Annotated in this window: 10 protein-coding genes; 9 read left to right on the top strand and 1 reads right to left on the bottom strand. The window is 70.8% G+C overall.

What is annotated here, in order from left to right:
* The first annotated feature begins 139 nt into the window (after positions 1-139).
* Positions 140-496 carry a hypothetical protein gene (locus DQ384_RS22530; protein WP_114030834.1) on the top strand — a complete coding sequence of 119 codons (357 nt, stop codon included), beginning with the start codon at positions 140-142 and terminating at the stop codon, positions 494-496.
* A 316-nt stretch (positions 497-812) separates the two neighbouring features.
* Here the strand turns inward: DQ384_RS22530 and DQ384_RS22525 are convergent, their stop codons facing one another.
* A complete protein-coding gene (locus DQ384_RS22525; RefSeq protein WP_220183063.1) occupies positions 813-3290 on the bottom strand; it encodes a GH116 family glycosyl hydrolase in 2478 nt (825 codons plus the stop codon).
* A 174-nt stretch (positions 3291-3464) separates the two neighbouring features.
* Here DQ384_RS22525 and DQ384_RS22520 point away from each other — a divergent pair, with 174 nt between their 5' ends.
* The 8 genes from DQ384_RS22520 to DQ384_RS42260 form a co-directional block, all read left to right on the top strand.
* On the top strand, positions 3465-4466 hold the full coding sequence (locus DQ384_RS22520; protein ID WP_114030861.1) for a LacI family DNA-binding transcriptional regulator: 1002 nt from the start codon (positions 3465-3467) through the stop codon (positions 4464-4466).
* Between the two features lie 131 nt (positions 4467-4597).
* Positions 4598-5920 carry an ABC transporter substrate-binding protein gene (locus DQ384_RS22515; RefSeq protein WP_114030832.1) on the top strand — a complete coding sequence of 441 codons (1323 nt, stop codon included), beginning with the start codon at positions 4598-4600 and terminating at the stop codon, positions 5918-5920.
* A gap of 29 nt (positions 5921-5949) precedes the next feature.
* A complete protein-coding gene (locus DQ384_RS22510; RefSeq protein ID WP_114030831.1) occupies positions 5950-6894 on the top strand; it encodes a carbohydrate ABC transporter permease in 945 nt (314 codons plus the stop codon).
* Positions 6894-7754, top strand: coding sequence for a carbohydrate ABC transporter permease (locus tag DQ384_RS22505; protein WP_181871340.1), 861 nt, complete (start codon positions 6894-6896; stop codon positions 7752-7754). Before DQ384_RS22510 ends, DQ384_RS22505 begins: the two co-directional genes overlap by 1 nt.
* Positions 7754-8401, top strand: a complete 648-nt coding sequence (locus DQ384_RS22500; protein ID WP_114030829.1) for a hypothetical protein — start codon at positions 7754-7756, stop codon at positions 8399-8401. Before DQ384_RS22505 ends, DQ384_RS22500 begins: the two co-directional genes overlap by 1 nt.
* A complete protein-coding gene (locus DQ384_RS22495) occupies positions 8398-9414 on the top strand; it encodes an alpha/beta hydrolase (protein ID WP_114030828.1) in 1017 nt (338 codons plus the stop codon). The genes DQ384_RS22500 and DQ384_RS22495 overlap by 4 nt, the downstream gene beginning before the upstream one ends.
* A 52-nt stretch (positions 9415-9466) precedes the next feature.
* Positions 9467-10456, top strand: a complete 990-nt coding sequence (locus tag DQ384_RS22490) for a LacI family DNA-binding transcriptional regulator (RefSeq protein ID WP_114030860.1) — start codon at positions 9467-9469, stop codon at positions 10454-10456.
* On the top strand, positions 10453-11317 hold an 865-nt coding region (locus tag DQ384_RS42260), incomplete at its 3' end, for an FGGY family carbohydrate kinase (RefSeq protein WP_245966693.1). The genes DQ384_RS22490 and DQ384_RS42260, both read left to right, overlap by 4 nt.

The raw sequence follows: 11317 nt of genomic DNA, 5'->3' as shown, positions 1-11317 counted from the left end.
CACGGACAGGATCAGGAGATCAACCTGGCCATTGACCAGGACTTTTGATGGCCGCCGACCAGGAACCGCTGTCCGTCAGCCTCGACTTTTCTGTCCGCTGATCAAGAGTTCCACGTGACCGCTCTCATAGACTGGTGACGTGATCGAGTTGGGGTCGCGGGAGCGGACGCAGGCGCCGCCTGCTCACATCGTGTGGGAGAGTTTGGCCGACCCGTGGCGGCGTGGTGGGCGGCGGTGGCTGGAGCTGCGGTCCGATGAGGTCGAGCCGCGCATCCTCCGGGCGGTGGAGCCGGAGCTCGTGGTCTGGTCGTCGTTGTGGCCGGAGAGGCCCGGTGACGAGATCCGGTTCGACATCCGGCCCGCCCAGAACGGATGCTCGCTGCGCTGGACGTTGTCGACGCCAGGAGAAGCCCCGGAACAGGCCGTGCTCGGCGACCTGCGCCATCGGCTCAACTTCCTGATCAACGCCCAGCTCCGATTCTCCTTCGGGCAGTAAGACAAGGCGTCGGCTTCCTTCGCCTGCCGCTCGAAGCTCGGTACGTCACCCTCGGACAGGGACATGCTGGTCGAGGGCGTCGCAACAGATGTCGAAGCCGCTGTGGCGAGGGCATTCGACTTCGCCGCCTTGTGGGCAGTAGTAGAGGTCCGGGCAGCCGCAGTCAATGAACTCGGGCAACGGAGTAGGGAGGCCGTTCACGACCGTAAGCATGCGTCGGAGACGCCCCGCCGCGCAATTGCTTTGATCTTTCGTTCCGTCTGCCGGTGGTGAGGCCGCGTCCGGTGTTCGGGACTGATGCGACGCTGGTTCGAGCTCAGGAGAGGTCCGTCACCTCGATGGTCAGGGTGGAGGGCAGCGTGCCGCCGAGGGTTTGGAGGGTTGGGGGGCCGTCGGTGGGGATGGTGATGGTGCCCCAGGCGGTGCCGGCGACGAAGGGGTAGCGGCCGGGGCGGTGGGTGATCTTCAGGTGGGCCGTGGTGGCGTCGTAGTGGAAGCCGGTGTAGGCGTCGAGCAGGGACCAGCCGGCCATGGCGCGCACGTAGTGGTCGCCGCACTCGATCTCGTTGAACGGGTTGCGGCGGGTGCCGTCGTAGCGCTCCTGGATCGCCCTGACGATGCGCATCGCCTCGTCGGTGAGCCCTTCGTGCAGGCAGTGCGCGGCGACCTGGTACTCCACGCCGGTCCACACCTCGTCGCTGTAGCGCAAAGGCACGTCCGGACGGCCCCCGTGGGGCCAGCTGCACACCACCAGCCCGGTCTCGTCGCCGTCGGCGAAGACGCGGTAGCCGTGCTCGGTGAACCCCGTGCGCAGGTTGTACCGGACGATCGCGGCGAGCGCGGCGCGGACGCGGTCGGGGGGCAGGATGTGGCCGAGGCCGAGCTGGTGCGCCCACCACTGGCCGAGGAGCTGGTCGGACAGGCATCCGAGGCCGAAGTCGTAGGCCTCGCCCGTCACCGGCTGGGAGTAGTACTCGCCGTTCCACAGGAGCTTGTCGTAGTTGTCGCGCGCCACCGTGAACCGGTCCTCGTACGCGGACGCGGCGGCCGGTTCTACCAGCACGGCCATCGCGCGCATCGCCCGCAGCGCGGCCAGCCACAGCCCGCCGACGAACATGTTCGGCCCGTGCAGGCTGATGTCGTAGGTGACGGGCTGGTCACCGCGCAGCACTCCGTCGCCGTCGAGGTCCCAGGTCGTCGTGACGTGGTGCATGAGGTGGCGCAGCGCCGGCCAGTGTCCGCGCAGCCAGTCGGTGCCGGCGCCGTCGAGCACCGAGCGGTAGGTCTTGAGGACCGCGCCGAGCATGCCGTCGAGCGCCGGGCGTTCCGGCCCGCCGATCATCACGTCGTGGAACTGCGGCAGGTACAGCGGCAGCACCACCCGGTGCGGCAGCGCCCCGTCGGGCGCCTGGACGGAAAGCTCGGTGTCGCGCATGCTGCGCCCGAGGTCCGGGAAGAGCCGGGCGAGGGCCTGCTCGTAGTTGAAGACGTGGTTGCAGTTGAGCGGGCAGGACCCGCCGACGTCGCCGTTCCAGTTGCGGGTGGAGGCGCCGAGCGCGCCCTCGAAGCCGTAGGCGCGGCCGTCGGCGGTGCGGAACAGGGTGGGCGAGCGCACGAGGGTGCCCTGGGCGGAGACGACCTCGCGTAGCTCCTCCGGCAGGTCGCTGCCGGCGACGGCGTCGGCCCAGGCCCGCGAGGCGGTGTCGAGACGGTCCCGGTCGGCGAGGTAGGCGTCGAGGACGTCGAGCGCGCCGCCGAACCGGCCGGCGTAGTGGTTGCCGACCCAGAACCGGCTGCCGCCGTACGACTGCGGCGGGCCGAACCGGTCGAAGTCGGCGTACCGGTTGGGGAACCACCAGGCGTGCACGACGTCGATCGTCGTCGTCTCCCCCGGCTTCAGCGCGAACGCGACCGCGACGGCGGCGTCCCAGGTGTGTCCGGCCGGGCTCGGGCCGACGGGCGCGCGCAGCGGCGAGACCCCGTCCGCGACCGCGTTACGCAGGGCCGCGTCGCTGTAGTCGCCCAGTTGGATCGGCGTCACCAGCTTCGCGGTCTCCACGAACCGCAGCATCGCCTCGGCGCCGAGCGCGCGGGGCAGCGCCGCGGCCGGTCCGTCGGTCCACAGCAGCATCTCGCCGTACGACGGGTCCTTCTCGTCCAGGCCCGGGTGGTCCATGAGGACGCCGGTCTGGCCGGGACGGCGCAGCAGGCGGTTGACGTTGCCGCCGTAGCCCGCGCCGCGGGTGCCGTCGATCGGGGTGACCCCGTCCCAGCCGACCGCGTTCTGCAACGTGCCGAGCAGCCAGCCGTGCCGGAACTCGGGGCTGGTGTTGGTCAGGGTGAAGCGGTACCGCACCAGCGGAAGTGCGCTGGCGTCCGAGTCGAGCGGGACGAAGGGGGTGAACGCCGACAGCGACACGGCGACGGGGAGCTCGTCGTCCAGGTAGGACACCTCGGCGAAGGGGTAGGCGGCGTGGAACTCCGTGCCGGCCACCGTCGGCCAGGGCGGCAGCCGGTCGGCGTCGGGCACCTCGGCGTCGGAGACGTTGGGCGCGGGGCGCTCGTGCGGCGGCAACGGCGCGGAGCGCAGCAGCCGGACGACGTCGCCGGGCGGCTCGGTCGAGGAGACCCGCAGCGCGAAGAAGCTGTCGGGCAGGAATCCGAGATGGTTGGCCACCCCGGACAGTTGCCACTGGCGCAGCGCGCCGTCGCCGCCGAGGGCCACGTGCCCGGTGCCGAAGCCTCCGAGCGGAAACGCGACCGCGCGCCGGGCATCTCCGGTGTACCGCCTCACCGCCGACTTCCCTTCGGGAAATGATCGCCAGACGGCCGTCCTCGGCCCCGCGGGGCCTGGCGCACGGCTGGAAATCTTGATCATGAAATCGATTTCACACAAGCTAGACGAGGTCACGAGGAGGTGTCAAGAGCGAGGGGGTCCGCGGCCCGCGGGGGTCGCTAGGGTGTGTCCATGGCCACGATCTACGAGGTAGCGGCGCTGGCAGGGGTCTCGCCCGCGACCGTCTCGCGCGTCTTCAACGGGCTCGCGGTCTCGGAGGAGAAGCAGCGACTCGTCCGCGACGCCGCCGCCAGGCTGGCCTTCACCCCGAACAAGACCGCCCGCCGGCTGCGCAAGCGAAGCTCGGAGATCATCGCGCTGCTCATCCCCGATATCGAGAACCCGTTCTACACGGCGCTCGCCCGCGGCGTCGAGGACCGCGCCCAGGAGTCGGGCTTCTCGGTCGTGCTGTGCAACACCGACGACGACCCCGGCAAGGAACTGCGCTACCTGCAGATCGCCGCGTCCGAGCAGATGGCGGGCGTGATCCTGTCACCGGCCTCGGACGAGGTCGACCTCGGCGCGATCGTGTCGCTGGGACGTCCCGTCGTGGCCGTCGACCGCACGACGCCGTACCCGGTCGACGCCGTCAAGATCGACAACCGTTCGGCGGGCATCGCGGCGACGAAAGCCCTGTTCGACGCCGGGTACCGCAGGGTCGCCTGCATCGCGGGCCCCGCGGGGATCGAGGCGACCGAGGACCGCGTCCACGGGTGGCGGCAGGTCGTCGCGTCCCGCATGCGCGAGGGCTACCTGCGGCACGCGAACTTCCGGGTGGACGGCGGGCACGCGGCGATGACGCACCTGCTCGCCCTCGACACCCCGCCGGACGCCGTCGTGACCACCAACAACCTGATGGCGGTGGGGGCGTTACAGGCACTGGTGGAGGCCGGGATCTCGCCGGAGACGTTCGGCGTCGCTGCCGTCGGCGAGCTGCCGTTCATGGCGCTGGCCCCGGCGAGCGTGGTGCAGGTACGGCTTCCGGCGCGGCACCTCGGCACCACCGCCGCGACCATGCTGCTCGAGCGCATCGCCGGTGACGCCCAGCCCCTGCGCACCGTGGTCCTGCGCGCCGAGGTCGCGCCTCCGGCGTCGCCGCGTGAGGAGTGGGCGCGCAAGGAGTCTGCGCTGTAATCGATACCAGCGCAACATTCCCCTGATCAGCGATGGGTAGATGAACCACGTGTTTCGGGTCTTGACGAAATCGATTTCTTAGACTTCACTGTGGCGCACCCCAAAGCTCCCATCGAGAGGGATGCAGGCCTATGAACATCCCCTACCGCAAGATCGCGCTGGCCTGCGCGACCACCGCCATGGCGGTGACCGCCCTTGCGGCTTGCTCAAACGGTTCCGACTCGGCGTCGTCCTCCGGCGCAAAGTCGCTCGAAATCGTCTACTGGAACTACGGCCCCGCCGCCGAGAGCGGCAACAAGGCCACGGCCGACGCCTTCATGGCGGCGCACTCCGACGTGAAGGTCACCCTCACCCCGGTCACCGGGGAGAACTGGGGCACCTACTACGCGAACGTCGCGACGCTCATCGCCTCGGGGAAGCACCCCGACCTCATGGTCATCTCCGGCGAAGGCGCCCAGTTCGTCCACTCCAACAACCTCGTCCAGCCGATCAACAAGTACCTCGACAAGGATTCCGCCGCCAAGGCGATCGTCGGCGACATCGCGAAGGGCCTCATCGACGGGTTCACCGTCAAGGGCGACGTCGTCACGCTGGCATACGGCTGGAACGACATGGTCGTCTACTACAACACCGACCTCTTCAAGAAGGCCGGCATCGCCCCGCCGAAGCCCGACTGGACCTGGGACGACTTCAAGGCGACCGCCAAGAAGCTCACCGCGGACACCAACGGCGACGGCAAGCCCGACCAGTACGGCTTCACCTGGGCCAGCAACGAGATCTTCCCCGGCATCATGCCCTGGGTCGCCAACGCCGGCGGCAACCTCACCAGCGACGACGTCTGCCAGGCCACCGCCGACACACCCCAGGTCAACAAGGCCGTGAGCTTCCTCAACGGCATGATCACCGAGGGGATCGCCCCGGCGCCCATGCCGATGAGCGATGTCTTCACCAGGTTCCAGAACGGGCAGATCGCCATGTTCGGCGCGGGCCGGTGGCCGATCGCCACCTTCCTCCCCGCGGGGTTCAAGGCGTTCGACATCCAGCTCTACCCGAAGGGCGACACCTACAAGACGGTGTTCGGCGGCGCGGGCTATCCGATCCTGAAGTCGTCGAAGAACCCGGATCTCGCCTGGGAGTACCAGAAGTTCACCGTGAGCAACGAGATCGAGAAGCAGTACGTCGGCACCCCCGACAAGCCCGGCGACTCCATCCCGTCGCGTCGCTCGGTGGCCCAGACGATCTCGAAGGTCGGCGTTCCCCCCGCCAACTCGGACCTGTACTACAACAGCATCGACGACTACCCGACTCTCGTGCCGTACCCCGCACCGGCGAAGTACAGCACGTTCGAGTCGACCGTCCTGCGCCACCTGCAGCAGATCTTCGCAGGTGAGGCGTCTGTCTCGGATGGTCTCAAGAGCATGCAGAGTGAGTTGAGCAGCATCGTCACCTGCTGAGTCCGACCCGATCTCGCGCAAGGCAACTCATGACAACCAGTAGCACACTCCGGCCCGGGGTCGGCGACCGCTCGGTCACCGACCCCGGGCCCCCGGCCCCGCGTCCGCGGGGCGACGGGGCGGCCGCGCTAGCGTTCCTCACACCGTCGATCATCACGTTCCTCGTCTTCGTCCTCGCCCCGACGGTGGGCGTGCTGGTGCTGAGCTTCTACAACTGGAACCTGCTGAGCGACGGTACGTTCGTCGGCCTCGACAACTTCGACCGGCTCATCCACGACGGGCGCCTGCTCGGGGTCTACGGCTCCACGACCTACATGGCGCTCGCGATCCTCGCCGTCAACGTCGTCCTCGGGCTCCTGCTCGCGGTGCTGCTCGAGACCCGGATGCCCCGCTGGCTTCGCGGATTCTTCCGGCTCTCCTACCTGTTCCCCTTCGTCGTGTCGGCCTCCGCGGTGGCCCTGATCTGGCGGTTCCTCCTCAACAAGGACCTCGGCCTGGTCAACTACCTGCTCGGCCTCGTCCACGTCGACCGCATCGACTGGCTCGGGTCCTCGGCGTTCGCGCCGGTGTCCGTCATCATCGTCAACTCGTGGAAGACGATCGGGTTCTCGATCCTCGTCTACATCGCCGGCCTGCAGTCGATCCCTGACCAGCTGCGCGAGGCGGCCATCGTGGACGGCGCCGGCGCCTGGACGAGGTTTTGGCGGATCACCTTCCCGCTGCTCTCGCCCACCATCTTCTTCCTGGTCGTGATCAACACGATCAACTCGTTCCAGATCTTCGCCGAGCCGCGTGTGCTCACCCAGGGCGGCCCCGGCGACTCCAGCCGGACGATCGTCGAGTACCTCTACGACCGGGCGTTCGGGGACTTCGACCTCGGCTACGCCTCCGCGATCGGCATCACCTTCGCGCTGATCCTGGTGGTGCTCACCGCCATCCAGTTCTGGTTCTCGCGCAGATGGACGTTCTACTGATGAGCACCGCGACGACGAGCATGTCTCCCCGCCTCGGGCGCCTGGCCGCCCGCGTCCTGACCTTCCTGGTCCTCGGCATCGCGGCCCTCGCCATCACCGCGCCGTTCCTGTGGATCTTCCGCGGCGCGCTGTCCGGCTCCGACGCCGAGCTGTACCGTCTGCCGCCGACCTTCGACGCCGGAACCCTCACCGTGCGCAACTTCGGCCGCGTCACCGAGCAGGTGCCGTACTTCCGGTTCTTCCTCAACTCGATCATCGTGTCGACCGTCGTCACCGCCGCGCAGCTGATCACCTGCTCGACTGCCGCCTACGCCTTCGCGCGGCTGCGGTTCCGCGGCAAGGGCGTCCTGTTCGCCCTCGTCATCGGATCGCTCATGATCCCGATCCAGGTCACGATCGTCCCGCTTTTCCTGGTCATGTCGAAGCTCGGCCTCACCAACACGCTGTGGGCGCTCATCCTCCCGGGCATCTTCAGCGCGTTCGGGATCTTCCTGCTGCGCCAGCACTTCCTCGGGCTACCGCGCGGGCTTGAGGAGGCCGCCAAGATCGACGGGGCGGGCCAGTTCCGCACGTTCGCCCGGATCATCCTCCCGCTGTCCGGGCCGTCGATCGCGACGCTCGGCATCCTGTGCTTCACCTACTGGTGGAACGACCTGCTACTCCCCCTGGTGATGATCAGCGACACCGACCGGCAGACGCTCCCCGTCGGCCTCGTGCTGCTCGCCGGCCGCTTTTCGACCGGGTCGCTCGGCACCATCGCGGCCGGGATCACGATGGCGATCGTCCCGGTTCTGGTCGTCTTCCTCGCGGCGCAGCGGTACATCGTCCAGTCCATCGCGTCGAGCGGGCTGAAGCTCTGATGCCCGCCCGGTCGAGCGTCGTCGCCGTGACGTTGCCGTGGCTGGTCAGGCGCGGTGCGCTCGGGTTCTGGCACGAGCTGCCCCGGTGCGTCGTCGCGGGCGCGCTGGGCCTCGCCACGGCGGCTCCGCTCTTGGTGGCGATGATCGCCGCGTTGCCGGACTGGATCCTGGCCGCGACCACCGTGCCCCCGGCGCTCGCGCTGACGGGCCTCGTCCGGTTCGCCGCCGCGGTGGCGCGCGGCGACGGCCCGCGCCTCGCGACGCTGCGCGAGGTGGACCCGGCGCTCGCCCTGCTGCTCGCGGGCGGCGTCTCGCTCGCCGGGCTGGCGCTGAACTCCGGCGGCGGCGCCGCGCTCGCGGGTGCCGCGGGAGCCGCGGGACTGCTGCTCGTCTTCCCGTACGCCCTGGCCTACGGCGCCCTTCGGGGACGGCGCGGCCTGCGGGCGGTGCGGGGCGGGGCGATCCTCGTCGCGTTCCGTCCGAGCTGGGCCCTGACGCTCGTCGCCATGGGCTGCCTGGGCGGTTTCGCGGCGGCCGCCTCCGCCGGGGTGCTGGCCGCCGTGGTGCTGCCGCTGCTGCTCGCGATCACGGCCTCGCAGACGCTCGGGCTCCTCGACGAGATCGACGCGCTCCAGGGCCGCGCATGACGAGCGGCGCCGCCGCCATCCTCGAGCGGGTCGATCCTGAGCTGCGGGCCGGGCTCGCCGGCACGCTCACCGCCCACCTTCCCGGCGGCCCGCTCGACGTCGCGACCGTGCGCGCGCTGGACGACCGGCTGCGGGTGGACGTGGAACCCGCCGTGGCGCCCCGTGTGGTCCTCGTGCCGCGCCCGGACGGGACGGACCTCGCGCTGCGCGTCCACGGGCCGGAACCCCACGGCGAGAATGCCTGCCTGCTGTGGATCCACGGCGGCGGCATGTTCCTCGGCAGCGCGCGCACCGAGGACGCGTTCTGCGGGGACCTCGCCGCCGACCTCGGGGTGACCGTGGTCGCGGTGGACTACCGGCTGGCCCCCGAGCACCCGCACCCCGCCCCGCTCATGGACTGCCACGCGGCCCTCGCCTGGTGCGCGGAACGATCCGCGCGCGTCGTCGTCGCGGGCGGCAGCGCCGGTGGCGGCCTCGCGGCGGCGCTGTGCCTGCTCGCCCGGGACGCGGGCGGGCCGCCGATCGCCGCCGCGCACCTCTACTACCCGATGCTCGACGACCGGCACGTGACCCCCAGCGCCCGGGAGCTCGCCGACGCCCCGGTGTGGAACCGCAGGCTCGCCGAGCTGGCCTGGACGGCGTACCTCGGCGGACGCCCCGCCGACGCCCTGGCCGCCCCGGCGCGCGCCACAGACCTGCGCGGTCTGCCCCCGACCTACCTCGACACCGGCGAGCTCGACCTGTTCCGCGACGAGGACGCCGAGTACGCCGGACGGCTGGCCGCCGCCGGGGTGCCGGTGCGGTTCGAGGTCGTCCCCGGCGCCGTGCACGCCTTCGAGCTGATCGCGCCCGGCGCCGCGGTGAGCCGCGCGGTGCGTGCGCGCAGGCGGCGCGCGCTGGCGCACGACCTCGGCACCGCCCCGGCCGATGGATCCGCTCCGGCCGATGGATCCGCTTCGGCCGTCGCCGAAGGACCCACGCCGACCGCGGCCGAAGGATCCGCGCAGCGATGACCGCTCCACTCGAACCGACCGCCGGACACGGCGCAGACCCATGCGGGACCGGATGGCCGGCTCGAAGGTGACGATCTACCAGGTGGCCGCCCGCGCCGGAGTCTCGGCGGCCACCGTGAGCAGGGTGCTGAACGGAGCGCGCGTATCGGCGGAGTCCGAGCGTCTCGTACGCGCCGCGGCCGCGGAGCTGGCCTTCACGCCCAACCGGACGGCCCGGCGGCTCCGCCGCCAGTACTCCGAGGTCATCGCGCTGATCATCCCGGACGTGGAGAACCCGTTCTTCACCGCGCTCGCCCGCGGTGTGGAGAACCGGGCCCGCGCCGGTGGCTTCTCGGTCGTGCTGTGCAACACCGACGACGACCCCGCCCGCGAGTCGACGTACATCGACATCGCGCTCGCCGAGCACATGGCCGGCGTCATCCTGGCCCCGGCCGACGGCGCCAGCGACGTCAGCCGGCTCCTCGCCCGCAAATGCCCCGTCGTCGCCGTCGACCGGAGTCTGAACCGGCCCGACATCGACGCGGTCACCGTCGACAACCGGGCCGGAGGCCTGTCGGCCGCGGAGTCGCTGTTCGCCGACGGCTTCTCGCGGGTGGCCTGCATCACCGGACCCAGCTCGGTCGAGACGGCCCAGCTCCGCATGGAGGGGTGGCGGCAGGCCGGCGAACGCCACGGAGCGGGTGGCGACGGGCTGCTGCGCTACGCCGACTACCGCGTCGACGGCGGCCGGGCGGCGATGGCGGAGCTGCTGGCGCTCCGCGAGCCGCCGGACGCCGCGGTCGTCGCCAACAACCTGATGGCGGCCGGAGCCCTCGACGCGCTGCGCGACGCGGGGCTCACCCCGCACGCGTTCGGCCTCGCCGTGTTCGGCGACCTGCCGTTCGCGTCCTTCGAGCGCCAGGGCATCCGCGTCGTGGACCTGCCCGCCAGGGAACTCGGCGAGGCGGCCGCGAGCCTGCTGCTCGACCGTATCGCCGGCGACGACGGCCCGGCGCGGACGGTGGTCCTGCGCACGGATCGGACATTGAAGGAGAAGCAGTGACCCGAAAGGCTTTTCTGGGCGTCGACATCGGTACGTCGAGCAGCAAGGGCGTGCTGGTGGACGACACCGGCCGGTTGCTGGCGTCGGCCGTACGCGAGCACGAGGTCAGCCGCCCGCGTCCCGGTCATGTCGAGATGGACGGCGAGCTGTGGTGGACCGAGTTCCGCGAGCTCGCCGCCGAGCTGAGCGCGGGCTCCGACGCCGAGATCGCGGCGGTGGGCGTCAGCGGGATGGGACCGTGCGCGCTGCTGACGGACGAGGCCGGGCGTCCGCTGCGGCCGGCGATCCTCTACGGCGTCGACACTCGGGCGTCCGCGCAGATCGAGGACCTCACCGCCGAGCTGGGCGGACCCGAGGCGATCCTGGATCGGTGCGGGTCGGTCCTGTCCTCGCAGGCCGTCGGGCCGAAGCTCAGGTGGCTCGCCGAGCACGAACCGGAGACGTGGAGCCGCGCCCGCCGCCTGTTCATGCCCGCCTCGTGGCTCGTGTACCGCCTCACCGGCGCGTACACCCTGGACCGCCACTCGGCGAGCCAGTGCACGCCGATGTTCGACATCGGGGCCGCCGACTGGTATCGCCCGTGGGCGGAGCGCATCGCGCCACGGCTTGAGCTGCCGCCACTGGCCTGGTCCGACGAGGTGGCCGGCACGACCCGGGAGGCGGTCGCGGGCATCCCCGCGGGCACCCCCGTCATCACCGGCACGATCGACGCGTGGACCGAGGCCGTCAGCGTCGACGCCCAGAACCCGGGCGATCTGATGCTGATGTACGGCACCACCATGTTCCTGATCGCCACCGTCGAACGCCCGCTGAGGTCGCCGTCGATGTGGGGCACGGTCGGCGCGTTCCGCGGCTCGCACA

The organism is Sphaerisporangium album (assembly GCF_003323745.1).
GTDB classification, from domain to species: Bacteria; Actinomycetota; Actinomycetes; order Streptosporangiales; family Streptosporangiaceae; genus Sphaerisporangium; species Sphaerisporangium album.
Note: the sequence above shows the minus strand (reverse complement) of the source record. Positions and strands in the feature narration are given on the sequence as shown.

Bases quoted from the DNA above. Each gene is read 5' to 3' on its own strand.
- DQ384_RS22500 (WP_114030829.1), top strand. From the start codon at position 7,754: ATGCCCGCCCGGTCGAGCGTCGTCGCCGTGACGTTGCCGTGGCTGGTC.
- DQ384_RS22495 (WP_114030828.1), top strand. From the start codon at position 8,398: ATGACGAGCGGCGCCGCCGCCATCCTCGAGCGGGTCGATCCTGAGCTG.
- DQ384_RS22505 (WP_181871340.1), top strand. From the start codon at position 6,894: ATGAGCACCGCGACGACGAGCATGTCTCCCCGCCTCGGGCGCCTGGCC.
- DQ384_RS22510 (WP_114030831.1), top strand. From the start codon at position 5,950: ATGACAACCAGTAGCACACTCCGGCCCGGGGTCGGCGACCGCTCGGTC.
- DQ384_RS22515 (WP_114030832.1), top strand. From the start codon at position 4,598: ATGAACATCCCCTACCGCAAGATCGCGCTGGCCTGCGCGACCACCGCC.
- DQ384_RS22520 (WP_114030861.1), top strand. From the start codon at position 3,465: ATGGCCACGATCTACGAGGTAGCGGCGCTGGCAGGGGTCTCGCCCGCG.
- DQ384_RS22490 (WP_114030860.1), top strand. From the start codon at position 9,467: ATGGCCGGCTCGAAGGTGACGATCTACCAGGTGGCCGCCCGCGCCGGA.